Here is an 18,528-nt window from a genome sequence, read left to right on the forward strand (position 1 = left end):
GGTGCGTTCAACGCACCGAAGGCCACCTTGGGGCGCTCGTCAGGAGTCCAGCGCGAGCGGCAGCGTCCGCCGGACACCGGCACCGTGCCGCCCGTGCAGCGGCACCACCGGGATCCCCGGCGCGGGAACGGAAGCACCCGCGCGTGCCCCGACCCGGATCGTCACTTCGGCCTTCTCGCGCCCACCGGGCGTCCGGGTCAGCGTGTACGACGTCGCCGTGAAAGCCGCGCCCGGGACGGCGAAGTCCGGCACCCGCGGCGACCGCGGCCGGAAGCACGCCTGCGCGCCGCCACCCCACATCCACGACTTCCACCGGTCGGGCGGCTCGGACGCAGCTCCCTGGACGCCCAGCGCCACCCGAAGCTCCTTCGCCAGCTCCCCGGCTTCCAGCACCGTGCTCTGGTACCCGGCTTCGGCCAGCGAACCCATCAGGCTCAACGCCGCCGACGCCGTGCTCCGCAACGCGCCGAGCTCACCCCCGCCACGGGCCACGGCCGCGATCGGGGCCAAGTCCGGCCGGTAGCGCACCGCCAGCCACCGCACCCGCAGCACCTGTTCGCCGTGCGGGATCGCCCACGTCAGCAGCTGCGCCGACGCCAGGGGGACGTCCGTGCGCCGGTACGCCTCGCGAAGGGCGTCGACCAGCGGTTCGGGCGCACCCGGCCCGGACGTCAGCCGCACCAGAGCGCTCCACCCGCCGTCGACCTCGGCGACGCCGAAGCGGTTGCCCGCGCGGTCGACGTGCTGGCGTACCTTCACCGGCCCGGCCACGCACAGCAGCGGGTCCGGGCTCTCGCGGCGCGTGTCGTGGCGCCGCAGGCGGTAGGCCGTCCACGTCAGCGCCCAGCCCGCCGGGTGGCGGCCGGCGAACCGCACCGACGTCAGCAGCACGACCGACCCGGCGAGCACGCTCACGCCGATCCGCACCGGGTGCGGGACGGCGTCCACCAGCCACGCGAGCAGGACGGCGATCGCCGCGATCTCCCACAGCGCGGCCTGCAGCGGCCGGATCGGCAGGAGCCACGGCAGCGGCGTGGCCGCGGAGCGGGACGGTGCCGGGCGGACGGCGCCGGCGGTATCGACGGACACGGGTTCCCCTTTCCCCGGCCTTCGACGCTACTGCCTCCCCGGATGTGGCGTGGGCGTAAAAATTACCCTCGCCGCCCCGTGGTCGGGTGCCTACCATCGAGCGCTCGGAGGGTCGACGCACAGCCGGGGGGCGCAGCAGCGTGTGGACGCAGCGGGACCAGATCCAGGCGTATCAGTTCCTCCGCCGCAGGCTGGTTTCCGCGCTCGTCGCCGCCGACGCCAACCACCCCGTCTCGCCCAGCCGCCGGCTCGTGCTGGGCACGGTGCTGGGGGTCGTGGCCGCCCTCCTGGTCACCGCCGTCTTCGGCATCATCGGCCTGCTGAACCCGGCCGGCGGCAAGGACTGGCTGGCCGGCGGCAAGGTGATCGTCGAGGAGGGCACGGGCGCGCGCTTCGTGCTCGGCGCCGACGGCGTGCTGCACCCGGTGCTCAACTACGCGTCCGCGCGGCTGCTGGCCGGCGGCAACGGCGACGCGACCGTGTCCGTGTCGCCGGAGAACCTCGGCAAGGCGGGCCGCGGTACCGAGATCGGGATCCCGGGCGCGCCCGACTCGCTGCCGTCGTCGAACGCCCTCGTGCGCACCCCGTGGACGAGCTGCAGCCGGACCACCCAGGACGCGCCCGCGTCGGCCGAACCGCGCACCGCCGTGCTGCTCGCCGCGCCGGCGTCCGGTGTCGAACTGCCCCGGGACCAGGGCGTGATCGTGCGGCTGCCGCAGGGCGAGCGGTTCCTGCTCGCCGGCGGTCGTCGCCACCGGCTGAGCGACGAGGCCGCGACCGCACTGCAGTTCGACAGCTACCCGGCGATCGCGGTGTCGGCGCGGTGGATCGACACCGTCCCGGCCGGGCGCGATCTCACCGCGCTGCCGGTCGACGGCGCCGGCGACCCCGGACCCGCGGTGGGCGGCCGCGCCACCCGCGTCGGCGAAGTCCTCGCCGTCGTCGACGCAATGGCCGCGCCCGGCACCGCCGCGTCGTACTACCTGGTCCGCTCCGGCGGCCTCGAGCCGATCGGGCAGACCGAGGCGAGCCTGCTGGTGACGACGGAGGCCAACGCCGCCGCCTACCCCGGGCCGCCCGCGCCGGTGGAGGTCCGCGCGGCCGACGTCGCCGCGGTCGCGAAGGTCGCCGCGCCGCGTGCCGGCGGCGCCGATCCGGCCGCCTACCCGGACCGCATCCCCGGCAAGGCGCCGATCAGCGGGAACTCCGTGGCGTTGTGCGTTCAGGGCAGCCGGTTGCTCGTTTCGGCCGAATTCCCGCTTCCCGCGGGGGCCAAAGCCATCCAGGTCGCCACCCGGACCGAAGCACGGGTGGCGGACGAGGTGTTCGTCCCCCCGTCGGGGGGAGCGGTCGTCGTCGAAGCCGGTTCGGTCACCACCTACCTGGTGACCGATACGGGCCGGAAGTATCCGGTGGTGAACGCGCAGGCTTCGGCCTCGCTCGGCTACGGAGGGGTCGCCAAGCCGCCGGTCACAGGTAGTTTGCTGGCATTGGTGCCGACGGGCCCCGCGCTGGACCCGGCCACGGCCGGACGGCCGGCTCCGTCGGGTGGAACGGGGTGAAAGTCGTGCACATGACAGAAGAGCGTCCGACCGAGGGTGAACTGGACCAGGGGCGGGTCCGGGTCGCGGTCATCGAAGACCATCCGCTGTACCGCGTCTCCGTCCAACGCGTGCTGGCCGAGGCCGATTTCGTCGAGCTGGGCGCGGTCGTCGATTCGGTCGCCCGGTTCCACGTGCACCGGCAGCCGCCGGGCAGCGTGGTCCTGCTCGACCTGGGCCTGCCGGGCGTCGCGGGCGCGGCGGCGGTGCTGGAGGTGTGTGAGCTCGGGCACCACGTGCTCGTGGTCTCCGCGCAAGCGGAGCCGGAGGTCGTGCTCGGCGCGATCGCGGCCGGCGCACGCGGGTTCCTGTCGAAGGACGTCGACGCCGACGAGCTGCTGATCGCGATCAAGACGGTCGCCGGCGGCGGTGCGTACGTCTCGGCGGTGGTCGCCGGGATGATCATGAAGGACAACGCCGACCGGCCCGCGGTGTCGGCCGAAGCCGAGCTCTCGCCGCGCGAGGAGCAGGTGCTGCGGCTGGTGGCGGCCGGGGAACGGGACGTCGACATCGCGCTGATCCTCGGCATCGGTGTCCGCACCGTGCGCGGCTACCTCGACCGGATCCGCGACAAGACCGGCGAACGGCGGCGGCCGGGCCTGGTCAAGGAGGCCATCCGGCGCGGCCTGATCGGCGGCTCGGGCCCCCGGCGCGGCGGCCGGAAATGAGCGATCCCGCGCCCGCCGGCCGGCGCATCTCCGTCGGCGTGATCGAGGACCACCCGCTCTACCGGTACGCGCTGACCCGCGTGCTGACCGAGGCCCCGGACATCGAGCTGGGTGCGGTCGCCGACTCGGTAGCCAGGTTCGCGGTCCAGGACCAGCCGGCGGGCAGCGTCGTCGTCCTCGACCTCAAGCTCCGTGGCGTCCAGGACGCGGCCGCGGTCCTGGAAGTGGGCCAGCTGGGACACAAGGTGCTGGTGGTGTCCGCCCACGCGGAACAGCCGGAGGTCCTCGGCGCGATGCAGGCGGGCGCGAAGGGCTTCCTGTCGAAGGACGTCGACGGCGACGAGCTGCTGCGCGCGATCCGCACGATCGCCGACGACAACGCGTACGTGTCGCCGACGCTGGCCGGGATGATCATCCAGGACAGCGAGGATCGGCACGCGGGGCCGAAGATCGTGCTGTCGGAGCGGGAAAAGCAGGTGCTGCGCCTGGTGGCGGCGGGGGAGCGGGACGTCGACGTGGCGGAGATCCTCAACATCAGCGTCCGCACGGTCCGGTCGTACCTCGACCGCATCCGCGACAAGACCGGCGAACGGCGACGGGCGGGCTTCGTCCGCGTCGCCATCCGCGAAGGCCTGCTCCGCTAGCCGTAACTCGCGTGATCCAACCCGTCACCCACGTGACGGAACCCGTAACTCGCGTGACCAGAGCCGTATCTCGCGAGTTCCGGCTCCAATCACGCGAGTCACGGCCCTAATCACGCGGGTGACGGGTCCAGTCACGCGGGTGACGGGTTCAGAGGCGGCGGTTGGCCAGGGCTCCTGTTGCGGCGCGGGCCTTGGCCGATACCGCCGGATCCACGTCGACCAGCAGCGTCTCCGGTGCCGCGGCCGCCTGGGCCACCACGCGGCCGAACCCGTCGGCCACCAGCGAGTACCCGATCCCCGTCGGCGCCTTCGGGTTGACCGTGACGCCCGTCGCCGCGGGGTCGGCCTGGCCGCAGCCCAGCACCCAGCAGCCCGAATCCAGGGCCCGCGCCCGCACCAGGACCTCCCACTGGTCGCGCTTGCCCGCGCCCGCGCCCCACGACGTCGGGAGCAGGACGACGTCGGCGCCGTCGTCGGCCAGCGCACGGAACAGCTCCGGGAACCGCACGTCGTAGCAGGTCGCGACGCCGTAGACGACGCCGTCCAGCTCGAAGGTGGTCGCCGCGGAACCGGGCGCCACCGTGTCGGACTCGGCGAAGCCGAACGCGTCGTAGAGGTGGATCTTGTCGTAGCCGCGGTGGTGCCCGCCGCCGGTGATCAGCAGCGTGTTGCGGACCCGGCCGCCGTCTGCGGGCGTGAACATCCCGGCGACGACGACCACGTCGTGCTCGGCGGCCACCGAAGCCACCGCCGAGGCCCACGGCCCGTCGAGCGGCTCCGCGACCGGCTCGAGCGGCCGCCCGAACCGCGCCATGGTCGCTTCGGGGAACACGACGATCCGCGCGCCGTCGGCTGCCGCGGCCTCCACGCCGGAGCGAATCAGCTTCAGGTTCGCCTCCGGATCGTCACCCGAGTTGACCTGGCACAACGCGATTCGCGCCACCGCTGCCTCCTGCATGCTGGGATCGGCCGTCACCGGGGAGTATCGCCGAAAACCCGCTGGGCGTGACCTCGTACCCTGGTGGGCATGTTGAACCGCACCGACCTGCGTGGGCAGGTCCCGACCGCCGCCGAACTGCGCGCCACGCTCCCTCGCGCCGAATACGACGTGGACGCGGCGCTGCATCACGTGCGCCCGGTGGTCGAGGCGGTCCGTGACCGCGGTGTCGAAGCCGTCCTCGAGTACACCGAGAAGTTCGACCGGGTCCGCCCGGACGCCGTGCGCGTGCCGCGGGCCGAATTGACGCAGGCGCTGGAGCAGCTCGACCCGCAGGTGCGCGCCGCGCTCGAGGAGTCGATCGCCCGCGCCCGGAAGGTGCACGCCGAGCAGCGCCGCACCGACGTCACGACCACCGTCGTCGAGGGCGGCACGGTCACCGAGAAGTGGGTGCCGGTCGAGCGCGTCGGGCTGTACGCCCCGGGCGGGCTGGCCGTGTACCCCTCGACCGTGGTGATGAACGTCGTCCCGGCGCAGATCGCCGGCGTCGGCTCCCTCGTGGTGTGCTCGCCGCCGCAGGCCGCGTTCGGCGGGCGGCCGCACCCGACCATCCTCGCCGCGGCCGCGTTGCTCGGCGTCGACGAGGTGTGGGCGGCCGGCGGCGCGCAGGCCGTCGCGCTGCTGGCGTACGGCGGCACGGACACCGACGGCGCCGAGCTGACCCCGGTCGACCTCGTCACCGGGCCGGGCAACATCTACCTCACCGCGGCGAAGCGGCTCCTGCGCGGCCTGATCGGGATCGACTCCGAAGCCGGGCCGACCGAGATCGCCATCCTCGCCGACGAGACGGCGGACCCGGTGCACGTCGCCGCCGACCTGGTCAGCCAGGCCGAGCACGACCCCCTCGCCGCGAGTGTGCTGGTGACGACGTCGGCCGAGCTCGCCGACGCCGTCGACAAGGACCTGGCGAGCCGCGTCGCCGCGACGAAGCACAGCGAGCGGGTCGCCGAAGCGCTGGGCGGCAAGCAATCCGGCGTCATCCTGGTGTCCACCGTGGACGACGGCTTGCGCGTCGTCGACGCCTACGCCGCCGAGCACCTGGAGATCCAGACGGCGAACGCGCGCGAGGTCGCCGCCCGCGTCCGCAACGCCGGCGCGATCTTCGTCGGCGCGTACGCCCCGGTTTCGCTCGGCGACTACTGCGCCGGGTCCAACCACGTGCTGCCCACCGGCGGGTTCGCCCGCCACTCCTCGGGGCTGTCCGTGCAGAGCTTCCTCAAGGGCATCCACGTCGTGGACTACACCGAGGACGCGCTGCGCGAGGTCGCCGGCCGCGTCGTCGCGCTGGCCAACGCCGAGGACCTGCCCGCGCACGGCGAGGCCGTCGCCGCGCGCTTCGGAGGCGAGGCCCGATGACCATCGGCGAAGAGGTCACCCTGGACGCGCTGCCACTGCGCGACGACCTGCGCGGCAAGTCGCCGTACGGTGCGCCGCAGCTGGACGTCCCGATCCGGCTCAACACCAACGAAAACCCGTACCCGCCGCCGCCCGAGCTGGTCGCGGACGTGGCCGAGGCGGTCCGCGCCGAGGCCGCCGAGCTGCACCGCTACCCGGATCGCGACGCGGTGGCGCTGCGGCAGGACCTGGCCGACTACCTGAGCGTGTCGACGCGGGTCGTGCTGTCGGAGGCGAACGTCTGGGCCGCCAACGGGTCCAACGAGGTGCTGCAGCAGATCCTGCAGGCGTTCGGCGGTCCCGGGCGCAGCGCGCTCGGCTTCGAGCCGTCGTACTCGATGCACCCGATCATCGCGTCCGGCACCCGCACCGAGTGGGTGCCGTCGCCGCGCCGCGCCGACTTCACGCTGGACACGGCCGCGGCGGCGTCGGTGATCCGCGAGAAGCGGCCGGACGTCGTGTTCGTCACCAGCCCGAACAACCCGACCGGCGCTTCGATCCCCCTGGACGAGCTGCGCGCGGTGCTCGACGCGGCCACCGGGATCGTGGTGGTCGACGAGGCGTATGCGGAGTTCTCGCCGCAGCCGAGCGCGGTCGAGCTGCTCGCGGACTACCCGGCCCGGCTGATCGTCTCGCGCACGATGAGCAAGGCGTTCGCCTTCGCGGGCGGCCGGCTCGGCTACCTGGCGGCGGCGCCGGCGGTGGTCGACGCGCTGCAGCTGGTCCGGCTGCCGTACCACCTTTCGCGGCTGACGCAGGCGGCGGCGCGGGCGGCGCTGCGGCACGCGGACGCCACTTTGGCCAGTGTGCACAAGCTGGCCGCGGAACGCGAGCGAGTGGTCGAAGCGTTGGCGGGCCTGGGCTACGACCCGGTTCCGAGCGACTCCAACTTCGTCCTCTTCGGACGGTTCGCTTCGCCTGCGGACGCCTGGCAGTCCTATTTGGATCGTGGTGTGCTGATCCGCGACCCCGGTATCGAAGGGCACCTGCGCGTGAGCATCGGCACCCCGGAAGAGAACGACGCCTTCCTCGAGGCGAGTAAGGAAGTCTCGCGATGACCCGCATCGGCAAGGTCGAACGGACCACCAAGGAGTCCTCGATCTCCGTCCAGCTGGACCTCGACGGCACGGGCCAGGTCGAGATCTCGACCGGCGTGCCGTTCTACGACCACATGCTGACGGCGTTCGGCGTGCACGGTTCCCTGGACCTCAAGGTCGAGGCGACCGGCGACGTCCACATCGACGCGCACCACACGGTGGAGGACACGGCGATCGTGCTGGGCCAGGCGATCCGCCAGGCCCTGGGCGACAAGAGCGGCATCCGGCGCTTCGGCGACGCGTGGATCCCGATGGACGAGACGCTCGCCCACGCGGCGGTCGACGTCTCGGGCCGGCCGTACTGCGTGCACGTGGGCGAGCCGGAGCAGTTCAACACCTTCACGATCGGCGGAAACTACCCGTTCGTGCTGACCCGGCACGTGTTCGACTCACTGGCGTTCCACGCGCAGATCGCGGTGCACGTCCGGGTGATCCACGGCCGCGACCCGCACCACATCGCGGAGGCGGAGTACAAGGCGGTGGCCAGGGCCCTGCGCGCGGCGACCGAGCCGGACCCGCGCGCGGGCGGCATCCCGTCGACGAAGGGCGTGCTCTAGAAAACCGCGCCGGGCACGGCGATCGCGTCGGTTCCGGCGCGCTCGGCGGCTTCGTCCCGCGTCAGGAAGGGGCCGAGGTGGGTGAGCACGAGCTGCCCGGCCCCGTGCGCGGCGCGGGCCGCGTCCTCCGGTGTCAGGTGCACTTCGGACGGTTCGGGACTGTCGGCCTCGCAGAGGAAGAGGTCGGCGCCGGTGGCCAGTTCGGTGAGTGCGGCGCACGGGCCGGTGTCGCCGGAGTAGGCGAGCACGCGGTCGCCGTCGGTGACGCGGACCCCGAAGGCCGGGAAGCCGTGTTCGACCGCGGTCGTGGCCAGGGTGAGGCCGTTGACTTCGGCGAAGTGGCCGTCGTGCAGCTCGTGGACGTGAAAAGCCTGGCCGATCGGTGCGGGGCCGGTGTTGCTGAGGAAGGCAGCGAGTCGTTCCCCGATCCCCGGCGGCCCGTAGAGCGGCATCGGCTTCGCGGGCCGGAGATCGGCGAAGAGCAGGGCGTAGACGGCGGGCAGCAGATCGGCGACGTGGTCGGCGTGCAGGTGCGAGATCCAGATCGCGTCGACGTCGGTGAGCACGGTGTGCTCCTGCAGTGCGGCGAGGGTGCCGGGGCCGGCGTCCAGCCAGACGGTGGCGCTTTCACTGCGCACGAGATACCCGGAGCACGGCTCGCCGGGACGCGGATAGGGACTGGCGCTGCCCAGCACGGTCAGGTCGAACGGCATGTGGCACCCTAACCGGCGTGAACAGTGGTGTGGTCGGCGTGCTCCTGCTCGCCCTTGGTGGCTTTCTGGTGGGCGGCGTCTATTCGACCTGGAAGACGGCCAAGTTCATGGCGGTGGTGCTGGGCGTGGCCGCCTTGCTCGCCATCGGCGGCGCGATCTTCTGGTTCTCGAGCTGACCCCAGCCCCCACCCTCTCCGGGGGACCGGCCCCACGTCCATTCTATCGGGGCCACCCCGCGCAGAGCCGAAAACAGCCCGGCCGTGACGTGGTTGTCCACATCACGGCCGAGCTGGGGACAACCTCGGTCAGCGGCCGGCGCCGACCAGTTCCCGGCCGTCGTCGCCGGGGGCGTCGTCCAGCTGCTTCGTGAGCTTCTCGCCCTCCACGTCGACGTCCGGCAGGATGCGGTCCAGCCACTTCGGCAGCCACCACGCGCCGCGGCCGAGCAGGGACATCACCGCCGGGACCAGCGTCATGCGGACCACGAACGCGTCCACCAGCACGCCGAACGCCAGCGCGAAGCCGATCGACTGGATCAGCGACGACTCGGCGAGCACGAACCCGGCGAACACGCTGATCATGATCAGCGCCGCCGCGACCACGACGCGCGCCCCGTGCCGGAAGCCGGTGACCATCGCTTCCTGCGGCTCCGCGCCGTGCACGTGCTCCTCGCGCATCCGCGTCACCAGGAACACCTGGTAGTCCATCGCCAGCCCGAACAGCACGCCGATCAGCAGGAGCGGCAGCATGCTCATGATCGGCCCGGTCGAGGCGACCCCGAGCAGATCCGTGAGCCAGCCCCACTGGAACACCGCGACCACCGCGCCGAACGTCGCCGCGACCGAGCCGAGGAAGCCGATCGTCGCCTTCAGCGGGACCACGACCGAGCGGAACACCAGCATCAGCAGCACGAACGCCAGCCCGACGATCAGCGCCAGGTACGGCAGCATCGCGTCCGACAGCTTCTCGGAGACGTCGATGTTCGCCGCGGTCTGCCCGGTGACGGACAGCTTCGCGCCCGTCGCGTTCTCCAACGCACCGGATTCGGTGCGGATCGCGGCCACCAGGTCCTCGGTCTGCGTGCTGCTCGGGCCGCTCTTCGGGATCACCGTGAGCAACGCCGTGTCACCTGCCTGGTTGACGCGCGGCGGCGTGACGGCGGCGACGTCGGGCAGCTTCTGGATGTCGGCCGCGGCCCGGCCGAGCGCGGCCTGGCGGTTGGTGCTCGCGCCGGTGTCGACGACGACCAGCAGCGGCCCGTTGGAGCCTTCACCGAAACTGCGGCTGGCGATCTCGTAGGCCTTGCGCTGCGTCGACTCCGGCGCCGCGGTGCTGTCGTTGGGCAGGCCGAGCTGCATACCCAGCGCCGGCAGCGCGACGACGGCCATCCCGGCCAGCGCGACCAGCAGCACCGGGATCCGGTGGCGGGCGACGAACCGCGCCCAGCGCTCGCCGTGCGTCGGTTCGACCGGCTTGCGCCGCAGCCGGATGCGGCCGCCGGCAACCCGGGCCCCGGCGAAGCCGAGGATCGCGGGCAGCAGTGTCAAGGCGATGAGGACGGCGATCGCGACGGTGACGGCCGCGGCGACCCCCATCTGGCCGAGGAACGGGATGCCGACCACGGTGAGGCCGGCCAGCGCGATGATCACCGTGAGCCCGGCGAACACCACGGCGGACCCGGCGGTGCCCGCGGCGCGCCCGGCCGCTTCTTCGGGGTCGCGGCCGATGCCCAGTTCGTGGCGGTAGCGCGAAACGATGAACAGCGCGTAGTCGATGCCGACGGCCAAGCCGATCATCAGCGCGAGGATCGGTGTGTTCGAGTTCAGCTCCAGGAAGCCGGAGGCCAGCATGATGCCCGCCATCCCGGTGCCGACCCCGATCAGCGCGGTGAGCAGCGGGATCCCGGCCGCCAGCAGCGAGCCGAACGTGATGACCAGGACGACGGCGGCGACCGCGACGCCCAGGCCTTCGGTGGCGCCGGTCGCGGGCGCACCCTGCACGGCGTCGCCGCCGAACTCGACGGTGAACCCGGCGGCGCGGGCGGCGTTGGCGGTGTCCAGCAGCGCCTGACGATCCCCGTCGGTGAGCTCGTACGCCTTCGCTCCGTAACTGACCTGGGCGAGTGCGACGCGCTGATCGGGGGCGATCGACCGCGCCTGGAACGGGTCGACCACGGCAGCGACCTTCGGCGCCGTCTTCAGCTGCCCGACCAGGGCTTCGACGGCGGCCTTGCCCTTCGCGTCGGTCACCGTGGTCCCGGCCGGGGCCTCGATCACCACGCGGGCGGTGGCGCCACCGGCCTTGGCCTGCGGAAACTTCTCGGTGAGCTGGTCGATCGCCCGCTGCGACTCGGTGCCGGGGATCGTCACCGAGTTCGACAGCTGGCCCGACAGCGTCAGCGCGCCCAGCCCGAGCGCGACGAGGACCGCGGCCCAGACCGCCGCGACCAGCGCTCTCCGCCGGAAGGAAAACCGGCCCAGCCGGTACAGGAAGGTCGCCACGAGTCAGCTCCGTTTCGCCCGGACGGGGCCCATTCACTCCATCAGGTGGGTTCCACGCTAGCCGATCGGCAAGGAGACTCCAAGCCGATCGGCAAGTATGTGACTTGCCGAACAGCAAGGTTTGTCCCTAGCCGGTCGGCTAGTAAGGCGGTTTGCTGATCGACAAGGGCTGACGTAGGCTCCGACGGCTGCTGAGGAGGAAGAATGACCGCCGGCCCGGCCGAGGACACCCGGACCCGATTGCTGCAGACCGCACTGCGGCTGTTCACCGAACACGGGGTCGAGGGCACGTCGCTGCAGATGATCGCCGACGCGCTGGGCATCACCAAGGCAGCCGTCTACTACCACTTCAAGACGAAGGCGGAGATCACCGAGGCGGTCGCCGAGCCGGGCGTCCGCGACCTGGACGAGCTGGTGCGGCGCGCGGCCGCGCAGAAGCGCCGGGGCGCGCAGGTGGACCTGCTGCTGGAGGGTTTCGTCGACCTGGTGATCCGCCACCGGGCGCTGGTGGCGTTGTTCTCGAGCGACCCGGGGATCGCGCGCGCGATCGCGAAGTCGGCCCACGGGGGCATGGAGGGCTTCGGCCAGGCGCTGCTCGGCATCCTTTCGGGCCCCGACCCGAGCGCGACGGCCCGGGTCAACGCCCTGGTGACGCTGACAGGCATCGCCATGGCGGGCGGCTCCCCGGACCTGGCAGGCCTCGGCGCCGAAGAGCTCCGCACGGAACTGCTCGACGTGGGTCGCCGCCTCCTCGGCCGCCCCCGCCGCCGAGCCACGAGTCCCGTCCCAGCACTGTAAGCAGGGCGACGCCCGCCAATCCCGCGAGTTCCGTTTTCAATCACGCGAGATCCGCTCCGGGTCACGCGAGTTCCGGCTTTGGTCACGCGAGTTGCGTGTACCTGCACGGCCGGTTCGCGGACCGGAAGGGTCGGATCGCGTATCGGGAGGGTCGGTCCGCGTGCCTGGGGGCGGAACTCGCGTGTCTGGAGGCGGAACTCGCGTGATTGGAGGCGGAACTCGCGTGATTGGAGGCGGAACTTGTGTGATTGGGGGCGGAACTCGTGTGATTGGGGGCGGAACTTGTGTGATTGGTGGGGGATCAGGTGATGTGGAGGTGGTGCGGGGGGACTGAGGGGGTCAGCCAGACTCCGTTGGCGGAAATTTGGAACGTGTGGCCTGCCGCGGCCATTGCGGCGGCGTCGATCCGGAGGATCACCGGCTTGCCGCGGCGGGCGCCGACGATTCCGGCCGTTTCGGCCGTGGCCGAGAGGTGGACCGCGTGGCGGTTCATCGGGCGCAGGCCTTCGCGGAAGATCGCGTCGAGGTACTTCGCCACCGTGCCGTGGTAGAGCACGTCCGGCGGGGTGGCGTCCGGCAGCCGCAGATCGACCGGGACGCTGTGGCCCTGGCTCGCGCGGATGCGCGTTCCGGTTTCGTCGAAGGCGAAGCGGCGCTTGTTGTTGGTCTCGACCACTTCGTCGAGTTCCGCGCGAGTGATCGCGAGGGCGCGCACGAGCGCGTCGACCGAGGCCCAGCCGTCGGAAGTGAGGGTGAGGCCGAGGGTCGCGGGGTCGTGGCGCAGGTGCCGCGACAGCCGCTTCGAGATGCGGGTCGATTCTTTTTCGTTCATTGCCTTTCCAGCATCCTCCCCGCGCGCAAGCGGTTTAGATGCCACCCTCGACCGCGGGACGCAGTTTGCCGGCGCCCGGCCCGAACCGGGCGAGCTCGTCGTCGTTGTTGTACAACCCGCAGCTGCGCAGGGAGAGGCACCCGCAGCCGACGCAGCCGGTGAGCCGGTCGCGAAGCCGTTGCAGGGCGTCGATCCGCGCGTCGAGCTCGTGCTGCCAGTCGCGGGACAGGCGCGCCCAGTCCGCCTTCGTCGGGGCGTGGTCCACCGGCAGCGTCGCCAGCGCCGAGCTGATGTCCTCGAGGGAAAGCCCGACCCGTTGCGCGGCGCGGATGAACGCGATCCGGCGCAGCACCGAGCGGGCGTAGCGGCGCTGGTTGCCCGCCGACCGCTCCGAACCGATCAGCCCCTTCTCCTCGTAAAACCGCAGTGCCGTGTGCGGAACTCCGCTGCGATCCGCCACCTGTCCGATGCTGAGGTGTTCAGCGAGCCTGGTCACCGGGTCAGGCTATCCTTGACTTCGAGTTTAGTCGAGGTTGCATCGTCGGGTCATGACCACTGTGACCGAACCGGGTTACGCCGACCTGTCCCGGCTGATTGCGCTGATGACCGGCGACGAAAAGCACAGCGTCGCCGCGGAGTCCACTGTGGACGTCCTGTGGGTGCTCTACGACCGGGTGCTCGACGTGACGCCCGAAAACTTCCACGAGCCCGGCCGTGACCGGTTCCTGCTGTCGAAGGGGCACGGACCGATGGCGTACTACGCCGTGCTCACCGCGAAGGGCTTCATCGCCGAAGCGGAGCTGCCTACTTGGTCCGACGCGGTGTCGCGGCTCGGCCACCACCCCGACCGGCGGCGCGTCCCCGGCGTCGAGATCTCCAGCGGGTCGCTCGGCCACGGCCTGCCGATCGCGCTCGGGACCGCGCTCGGCCTGCGGGCCCGCGGCCTGACGCGCGCGAAGGTCGTGACGCTCGTCGGCGACGCCGAGCTGGACGAAGGCTCGAACCACGAGGCGATCGTCGTCGCGGCGCGCGACAACCTCGAAAACCTGACCACGGTCGTGCTCGACAACCAGTCGTCGACCCGGGGCTGGCCGGGCGGGATCGCGCGCCGGTTCGCCGTCGAAGGGTGGGAGACCCGCACGGTCTCCGGCCGCGATCACGACGCGTTGCACGACGCCTTCACCGCCGCCCACCCCGGCCGGCCGCTGGCCGTGGTCGCCGTCGTCGAACCGAAGGGCTGACCATGATGCCGATGCGGGAAACTTTCCTCGCCACCACCGGAGAGATCATCGACGCCGATCCGGACGTCGCGGTCGTGCTGGCCGACATCTCGGCCGCGCAGCTCGCCGGCGTCGCGCGGCGCCACCCGGACCGGGTGATCAACGTCGGGATCCGCGAGCAGCTGCTGGTCAGCACGGGCGCCGGGCTGGCGCTCGCGGGGCTGCGGCCGATCGTGCACACGTTTCCGTCGTTCCTGGTGGAGCGCGCGTTCGAGCAGATCAAGCTGGACTTCTCCCACCAGGAGCTGGGCGGGGTCCTGGTGTCGTGGGGCGCGTCGTACGACATGGCGGCCGAGGGGCGCACGCACCAGTCCCCGGGCGACGTCGCCCTGATCGATTCGCTGCCGGGCTGGACGGTGCACGTGCCGGGCCACCCGGAGGAGGCGCGGCGGCTGCTGCTGGAGTCCGTCCCGGGCGACGGGCGCGTCTACCTGCGGCTTTCGGCTCAGGAAAACGCTTCCCCGCAGCTGGGGGTGGGCTTCACCCGGCTGCACCGGGGCTCGCGCGCAGTGGTGGTGGCCGTCGGCCCGGTGCTGGACCGGGTGCTGCGGGCGACGGCGGGCCTGGACGTCACGGTGCTGTACGCGTCGACGATCCGGCCGTTCGACGCGGCGGGTCTGCGGTCGGCCGTGCTGGCGGCCTCCGCTTCGGTCGTGCTCGTGGAGCCGTACCTCGCGGGGACGTCGGCGCATTGCGTGGCGGAGGCGCTTTCCGCGGTGCCGCACCGGCTCAAGGCGCTGGGGGTGCGGCGGGACGCGGAGGTGCGGACCTACGGCGGGATCGCGGACCACGATCTGGCCCACGGGCTGGACGCGGGGTCGCTGGGATTGTCGATCAGGGAGTTCCTGGGGGAGTAGGCGGCCGGCCCGTGCTTCGGGGGCCACGGGTCGATAGCGTGGCCACCATGTCATCGATCCGGTCGATCGTGCTGGCCGTCATCCGGCGAGGGGACGCCCTTCTCGTCTTCGCAGCGCACGACGACGTCAAAGACGAGACCTTTCACCGGCCGCTCGGGGGTGGGATCGAGTTCGGGGAAACCAGCGTGGAGGCCCTCAAACGGGAGTTCGTCGAAGAGCTCGGTGCCGCGATCGAAGTCGGCCCCCGGCTCGGCGTGCTCGAGAACGTCTTCACCTGGCGAGACCGGCCCGGGCACGAGATCGCCTTCGTCTACGAAGCCGGGTTCGCCGACGAAAGCCTTTACCGGCGCGAGGAGATGAAGATCCTCGACGATCCCGCCACCGCGCGGTGGGTCGACTTCCGCGACTTCCGCGACGGCAGCAAGATCCTCTACCCCCACGGGCTCACCGAGCTGCTCTCAGCGCAGCAGTGACCGGGTGGTCGGTGAGAGCGCCACGGACGAAGGCGAAGCGAGCCGGCTGAACCACACCGAGAACGGGCCGTCCGTGCGGACCGGCAGCTGGAGAAACGTGTTCTCCGACGGCTCCGTCTCGAACGCCGCGAACGCCGAATCCGGTGGGGACACCGACCCCGCGGCGATCGTCACGTGCACCCCCGGGCCAGGGGGCGGCGCAGCGAGCCCTCGGCGGACCGGGCGCAGCAGCAGGACGTTGTCCGAGTCGATCATCGTCGCGTTCGCCGCCGACCGGTGGGCCTTCCAGACCGGGCCGGAGTAGAACGCCGTCAACGCCTCCTCGCGTGCCTCCATCGAGCGGAAACCGCGCAGCCACACGAACTCGTCCGGGGCCGCCGGGGACCGGAACAGCCCGAACAAGTGCGCGCCCACCGCTTCCTGCGGCTCGACGAACTCGCGCTCGAACAGCTCGATCAGCTCGTCGCGCCGGCCCGGGTGCAGCGTGTAGCGCCGCAGCTCCAGCACGGTCTCGAAATCAGCAGAAGTCACACCGCGGAACCTAGCGGCCACCACCGACAGAAACCGCTCAGCGGAACGCCGCCAGCCCCGTCACGGCCTGGCCGAGCGACAGCGCGTGCATCTCCTCGGTGCCTTCGTACGTCAGGACCGTCTCGAGGTTCGCCATGTGCCGCATCACCGGGTACTCCAGCGAAATCCCGTTCGCGCCGAGCATCGATCGCGCCGTCCGGGCCACGTCCAGGGCGGACCGGACGTTCGCCATCTTCCCGAAGCTGACGTGGTTGTGGTGCAGGGCGCCGGCGTCTTTCAGGCGGCCGATCTGCAGCGCCACCAGCCCGGCGCGGTTGACCTCGACGAGCAGGTCGGCGAGCTTGCGCTGGGTCAGCTGGAACCCGGCCAGCGGCTTCCCGAACTGCGAACGCGAGAGCGTGTACTCCAGCGCCGCTTCGTAGCACGCGCGCGCCGCGCCGACGACCCCGAACAGGATCCCGTAGCGGGCCTCGTTCAGGCAGGACAACGGTCCGCGCAAGCCCCGGACCTCGGGGAACGCGGCCGACGACGGCAGCCGGACGCCGTCCAGGACCAGTTCCGCGGTCAGTGACGCCCGCAGCGACAGCTTGTGCTTGACCTCGTTCGCGGTGAAGCCCGGTGCCGACGTCGGGACGACGAAACCGCGGATGCCGTCGTCGGTCTGCGCCCAGACGACCGCGACGTCGGCGACGGTCCCGTTGGTGATCCACATCTTCGTGCCCGAGAGCACCCAGTCGGACCCGTCGCGCACCGCGCGCGTCCGCATCGAGCCGGGGTCGCTGCCCGCGTCCGGCTCGGTCAGCCCGAAGCAGCCCAGCGCCTCGCCGGTGGCCATCCGCGGCAGCCACTCCTGCCGCTGGTCCTCGCTGCCCCACCGGTGGATCGCGTACATCGCCAGCGACCCCTGCACGGACACGAAGCTGCGCAGCCCCGAGTCGACGGCTTCGAGTTCGCGGCACGCGATGCCGTACGCGACGGCGCTGGTGCCGGCGCAGCCGTACCCCTCCAGGTGCATGCCGAGCAGGCCGAGCGAGCCGAAGTCCTTCGCCAGCTCCGCGGCGGGGAGCGCGCCCGTTTCGTACCAGCCGGCGACGTGGTCCAGCAGGTTGTCCTTCGCGTACGCGCGCACGGCGTCGCGGATGGCGCGTTCCTCCTCGGCGAGCCCGGCGTCGAGGTCGAGGAAGTCGTGCGGGTCAGGGCGGCGACTCATGAGGGCTCCCGGGGACGCGTCGATGCGGCCACCGCAGGAAACCACAGTCAGGCGTCTGTTCTCCGGGTGGCGTTCGTCACGCGCGCAACAGAGGCGCTGGGCGTGCACCGCGGGCGGACTTGCTGACGAGGGATCAGCAGCTCGCTGAACTGCGGAAACGGCACGCTTTCGATGTCGTCGCGCCAGGCGTGCAGCATCTGGGACAGCAGATCGTCCTCGGCCATCTTCGCCTCCCTGGCGCTCGGTCGTGGCGGGCTCGACGCACACGATCGGGTGAAGTGATACCCGGTCGCCGGGACGCTCAAACGGTCTTCTTCAAGATTCTTCCGGCCGGCGGCCCGTCCGTGGAAGAATCGCACCGCCGCCGCCAAGGCCTCAACTCCCGAGGAGCGCACATGCGCGCACTGCGGACGGCAAGTCTGCTCGCCCTCACCACCGCCACCCTGCTCGCGGCCACCGGCGTCGCCGCGGCGCACGGAACGCGCTGGCAGCAGGTCGGCCACACCACCGCCGAGAACCGGATCAGCGGCGAGGGCCTCGCCACCCTCCGGCTGCCGGGCCGCGCCCCCGAGCTCGTCTACCGCAACGGCGCCACCGTCCCGCAGCCGCTCAAGGACGAGGGCTGGGGCCACGTCGGCGACCCGGACTCGCTGCGCGGCTACGTCTTCGACGTCTACCAGGACACCCGCAGCCCGGTGCCCGCGACGAAGATGTACCTGGTCACGAAGCCCGACGGCACGACGACGGAGTTCGTCCACCCGCTGCAGCCCGACGAACCGGCCGCCAACGCCAACGCCCAGGTCGCGGTCACCCCCGACGGGCAGTGGCTCGTCTCCGGCCCGCTCGGCGAGATCGACCGCCTCTACGTCTCCCCGACGCCGTTCCTCAACCCGCGCGGCCCGAAGGTGGCCGGCGACCTCCCCGTCGCCGCCCGCATCCACCTCGACCACCACATCCGCAGCGCCCAGGGGTGTGACTTCGTCGGCGCCACGCGCCTGATCTGCGCCACGAGTGACCCGTACAACGACTTGTACCCGACCAACCTGCAGCTCCTGCAGATCGACCTCGCGCGGCCGGTGACCGGCCACGACGTCACCGCGCGGGTGCACGAAATCGGCCAGGTTCCGCTGGTCGGCACGTGCACGGGCACCTTCACCCCGGAAGGGGTCGACTACGACGACGGCGTGCTGCGGGTGGAGGTCGTGCCGCCGTCGCCGTGCAACACCGTGACCGACGTCTATTCGTTCGAGCGCCGCTGAGCCCGGCGGCTACGCTGGGTGGCGTG

Annotated in this window: 21 protein-coding genes; 12 read left to right on the forward strand and 9 right to left on the reverse strand. The window is 71.8% G+C overall.

Annotated features, from left to right (window positions below; genetic code table 11):
* Positions 1 to 39 precede the first annotated feature (39 nt).
* Entirely contained in the window at positions 40 to 1,089 is a 1,050-nt protein-coding gene (locus tag AB0F15_RS31475; RefSeq protein WP_360278194.1) for a type VII secretion protein EccE, read from the reverse strand.
* 140 nt (positions 1,090 to 1,229) lie between these two features.
* On the opposite strand from AB0F15_RS31475, the gene eccB reads away from it, so the two are divergent.
* The 3 genes from eccB to AB0F15_RS31490 are packed head-to-tail and all read left to right on the forward strand — an operon-like array spanning position 1,230 to position 4,002.
* Complete coding sequence (eccB, locus tag AB0F15_RS31480) at positions 1,230 to 2,651, forward strand: type VII secretion protein EccB (protein ID WP_360278197.1); 1,422 nt, start codon at positions 1,230 to 1,232, stop codon at positions 2,649 to 2,651.
* An 11-nt stretch (positions 2,652 to 2,662) separates the two neighbouring features.
* Positions 2,663 to 3,358, forward strand: a complete 696-nt coding sequence (locus AB0F15_RS31485; protein WP_360278200.1) for a response regulator transcription factor — start codon at positions 2,663 to 2,665, stop codon at positions 3,356 to 3,358.
* Positions 3,355 to 4,002, forward strand: a complete 648-nt coding sequence (locus tag AB0F15_RS31490) for a response regulator transcription factor (RefSeq protein ID WP_360278202.1) — start codon at positions 3,355 to 3,357, stop codon at positions 4,000 to 4,002. Before AB0F15_RS31485 ends, AB0F15_RS31490 begins: the two co-directional genes overlap by 4 nt.
* Before the next feature lie 148 nt (positions 4,003 to 4,150).
* Here AB0F15_RS31490 and AB0F15_RS31495 read toward each other — a convergent pair whose 3' ends face one another.
* Positions 4,151 to 4,945 (reverse strand): carbon-nitrogen hydrolase family protein, encoded by a 795-nt coding sequence (locus tag AB0F15_RS31495; RefSeq protein ID WP_360278205.1) that lies wholly within the window; start codon positions 4,943 to 4,945, stop codon positions 4,151 to 4,153.
* A gap of 84 nt (positions 4,946 to 5,029) precedes the next feature.
* Between AB0F15_RS31495 and hisD the strand changes: the two genes are divergently transcribed.
* The 3 genes from hisD to hisB are packed head-to-tail and all read left to right on the forward strand — an operon-like array spanning position 5,030 to position 8,048.
* Entirely contained in the window at positions 5,030 to 6,355 is a 1,326-nt protein-coding gene (gene hisD / locus AB0F15_RS31500) for a histidinol dehydrogenase (RefSeq protein ID WP_360278208.1), read from the forward strand.
* Positions 6,352 to 7,452, forward strand: a complete 1,101-nt coding sequence (locus tag AB0F15_RS31505; protein WP_360278210.1) for a histidinol-phosphate transaminase — start codon at positions 6,352 to 6,354, stop codon at positions 7,450 to 7,452. The genes hisD and AB0F15_RS31505 overlap by 4 nt, the downstream gene beginning before the upstream one ends.
* Positions 7,449 to 8,048, forward strand: coding sequence for an imidazoleglycerol-phosphate dehydratase HisB (gene hisB, locus AB0F15_RS31510; RefSeq protein WP_360278213.1), 600 nt, complete (start codon positions 7,449 to 7,451; stop codon positions 8,046 to 8,048). Before AB0F15_RS31505 ends, hisB begins: the two co-directional genes overlap by 4 nt.
* Here the strand turns inward: hisB and AB0F15_RS31515 are convergent.
* Positions 8,045 to 8,761 carry an MBL fold metallo-hydrolase gene (locus AB0F15_RS31515; protein ID WP_360278216.1) on the reverse strand — a complete coding sequence of 239 codons (717 nt, stop codon included), beginning with the start codon at positions 8,759 to 8,761 and terminating at the stop codon, positions 8,045 to 8,047. The genes hisB and AB0F15_RS31515 overlap by 4 nt on opposite strands.
* A 17-nt stretch (positions 8,762 to 8,778) precedes the next feature.
* On the opposite strand from AB0F15_RS31515, the gene AB0F15_RS31520 reads away from it, so the two are divergent.
* Positions 8,779 to 8,937 carry a hypothetical protein gene (locus AB0F15_RS31520; protein WP_199191405.1) on the forward strand — a complete coding sequence of 53 codons (159 nt, stop codon included), beginning with the start codon at positions 8,779 to 8,781 and terminating at the stop codon, positions 8,935 to 8,937.
* 129 nt (positions 8,938 to 9,066) lie between these two features.
* On the opposite strand, the gene AB0F15_RS31525 is transcribed toward AB0F15_RS31520, so the two are convergent.
* Positions 9,067 to 11,262, reverse strand: a complete 2,196-nt coding sequence (locus AB0F15_RS31525; protein WP_360278219.1) for an MMPL family transporter — start codon at positions 11,260 to 11,262, stop codon at positions 9,067 to 9,069.
* A gap of 204 nt (positions 11,263 to 11,466) precedes the next feature.
* Between AB0F15_RS31525 and AB0F15_RS31530 the strand changes: the two genes are divergently transcribed.
* Positions 11,467 to 12,060 (forward strand): TetR family transcriptional regulator, encoded by a 594-nt coding sequence (locus AB0F15_RS31530; RefSeq protein WP_360278222.1) that lies wholly within the window; start codon positions 11,467 to 11,469, stop codon positions 12,058 to 12,060.
* 301 nt (positions 12,061 to 12,361) lie between these two features.
* Here AB0F15_RS31530 and AB0F15_RS31535 read toward each other — a convergent pair whose 3' ends face one another.
* Both AB0F15_RS31535 and soxR read right to left on the reverse strand, forming a co-directional pair.
* Positions 12,362 to 12,892: an RNA 2'-phosphotransferase gene (locus AB0F15_RS31535; protein WP_360278225.1), complete on the reverse strand. Its 531-nt coding sequence runs from the start codon at positions 12,890 to 12,892 to the stop codon at positions 12,362 to 12,364.
* Positions 12,893 to 12,926: 34 nt separating this feature from the next.
* Positions 12,927 to 13,388 carry a redox-sensitive transcriptional activator SoxR gene (gene soxR, locus AB0F15_RS31540; protein WP_360278227.1) on the reverse strand — a complete coding sequence of 154 codons (462 nt, stop codon included), beginning with the start codon at positions 13,386 to 13,388 and terminating at the stop codon, positions 12,927 to 12,929.
* Between the two features lie 52 nt (positions 13,389 to 13,440).
* On the opposite strand from soxR, the gene AB0F15_RS31545 reads away from it, so the two are divergent.
* The 3 genes from AB0F15_RS31545 to AB0F15_RS31555 are packed head-to-tail and all read left to right on the forward strand — an operon-like array spanning position 13,441 to position 15,502.
* Positions 13,441 to 14,133: a thiamine pyrophosphate-dependent enzyme gene (locus AB0F15_RS31545; protein WP_360278230.1), complete on the forward strand. Its 693-nt coding sequence runs from the start codon at positions 13,441 to 13,443 to the stop codon at positions 14,131 to 14,133.
* 5 nt (positions 14,134 to 14,138) lie between these two features.
* The gene (locus tag AB0F15_RS31550) at positions 14,139 to 15,029 is read left to right on the forward strand and encodes a transketolase (protein ID WP_360278357.1); all 891 of its coding nucleotides are present in this window, start codon (positions 14,139 to 14,141) and stop codon (positions 15,027 to 15,029) included.
* A gap of 47 nt (positions 15,030 to 15,076) precedes the next feature.
* Complete coding sequence (locus tag AB0F15_RS31555; protein ID WP_360278232.1) at positions 15,077 to 15,502, forward strand: NUDIX domain-containing protein; 426 nt, start codon at positions 15,077 to 15,079, stop codon at positions 15,500 to 15,502.
* Here AB0F15_RS31555 and AB0F15_RS31560 read toward each other — a convergent pair.
* From AB0F15_RS31560 to AB0F15_RS31570, 3 genes are read right to left on the reverse strand one after another with little or no spacing between them, the layout of a single operon-like run.
* Positions 15,488 to 16,033: an NIPSNAP family protein gene (locus AB0F15_RS31560; RefSeq protein WP_360278235.1), complete on the reverse strand. Its 546-nt coding sequence runs from the start codon at positions 16,031 to 16,033 to the stop codon at positions 15,488 to 15,490. The two genes, AB0F15_RS31555 and AB0F15_RS31560, sit on opposite strands and share 15 nt — an antisense overlap.
* Positions 16,034 to 16,070: 37 nt before the next feature.
* The gene (locus tag AB0F15_RS31565) at positions 16,071 to 17,243 is read right to left on the reverse strand and encodes an acyl-CoA dehydrogenase family protein (protein ID WP_360278238.1); all 1,173 of its coding nucleotides are present in this window, start codon (positions 17,241 to 17,243) and stop codon (positions 16,071 to 16,073) included.
* Between the two features lie 47 nt (positions 17,244 to 17,290).
* Positions 17,291 to 17,467 (reverse strand): hypothetical protein, encoded by a 177-nt coding sequence (locus AB0F15_RS31570; RefSeq protein WP_360278241.1) that lies wholly within the window; start codon positions 17,465 to 17,467, stop codon positions 17,291 to 17,293.
* A gap of 171 nt (positions 17,468 to 17,638) precedes the next feature.
* Between AB0F15_RS31570 and AB0F15_RS31575 the strand changes: the two genes are divergently transcribed.
* Positions 17,639 to 18,502 carry a hypothetical protein gene (locus tag AB0F15_RS31575; protein WP_360278244.1) on the forward strand — a complete coding sequence of 288 codons (864 nt, stop codon included), beginning with the start codon at positions 17,639 to 17,641 and terminating at the stop codon, positions 18,500 to 18,502.
* Positions 18,503 to 18,528: the final 26 nt, after the last annotated feature.

It is taken from the genome of Amycolatopsis sp. NPDC026612, assembly GCF_040638285.1.
Lineage (GTDB): Bacteria > Actinomycetota > Actinomycetes > Mycobacteriales > Pseudonocardiaceae > Amycolatopsis.

Excerpts from the sequence above, each read along its gene's own strand:
- hisB (WP_360278213.1), top strand. The coding sequence starts at position 7,449 with ATGACCCGCATCGGCAAGGTCGAACGGACCACCAAGGAGTCCTCGATC.
- AB0F15_RS31550 (WP_360278357.1), top strand. The coding sequence starts at position 14,139 with ATGCCGATGCGGGAAACTTTCCTCGCCACCACCGGAGAGATCATCGAC.
- AB0F15_RS31535 (WP_360278225.1), bottom strand. The coding sequence starts at position 12,892 with ATGAACGAAAAAGAATCGACCCGCATCTCGAAGCGGCTGTCGCGGCAC.
- hisD (WP_360278208.1), top strand. The coding sequence starts at position 5,030 with ATGTTGAACCGCACCGACCTGCGTGGGCAGGTCCCGACCGCCGCCGAA.
- AB0F15_RS31575 (WP_360278244.1), top strand. The coding sequence starts at position 17,639 with ATGCGCGCACTGCGGACGGCAAGTCTGCTCGCCCTCACCACCGCCACC.
- AB0F15_RS31555 (WP_360278232.1), top strand. The coding sequence starts at position 15,077 with ATGTCATCGATCCGGTCGATCGTGCTGGCCGTCATCCGGCGAGGGGAC.
- AB0F15_RS31490 (WP_360278202.1), top strand. The coding sequence starts at position 3,355 with ATGAGCGATCCCGCGCCCGCCGGCCGGCGCATCTCCGTCGGCGTGATC.
- AB0F15_RS31505 (WP_360278210.1), top strand. The coding sequence starts at position 6,352 with ATGACCATCGGCGAAGAGGTCACCCTGGACGCGCTGCCACTGCGCGAC.
- AB0F15_RS31530 (WP_360278222.1), top strand. The coding sequence starts at position 11,467 with ATGACCGCCGGCCCGGCCGAGGACACCCGGACCCGATTGCTGCAGACC.
- AB0F15_RS31485 (WP_360278200.1), top strand. The coding sequence starts at position 2,663 with ATGACAGAAGAGCGTCCGACCGAGGGTGAACTGGACCAGGGGCGGGTC.
- AB0F15_RS31570 (WP_360278241.1), bottom strand. The coding sequence starts at position 17,467 with ATGGCCGAGGACGATCTGCTGTCCCAGATGCTGCACGCCTGGCGCGAC.
- AB0F15_RS31565 (WP_360278238.1), bottom strand. The coding sequence starts at position 17,243 with ATGAGTCGCCGCCCTGACCCGCACGACTTCCTCGACCTCGACGCCGGG.
- AB0F15_RS31515 (WP_360278216.1), bottom strand. The coding sequence starts at position 8,761 with ATGCCGTTCGACCTGACCGTGCTGGGCAGCGCCAGTCCCTATCCGCGT.
- AB0F15_RS31545 (WP_360278230.1), top strand. The coding sequence starts at position 13,441 with ATGACCACTGTGACCGAACCGGGTTACGCCGACCTGTCCCGGCTGATT.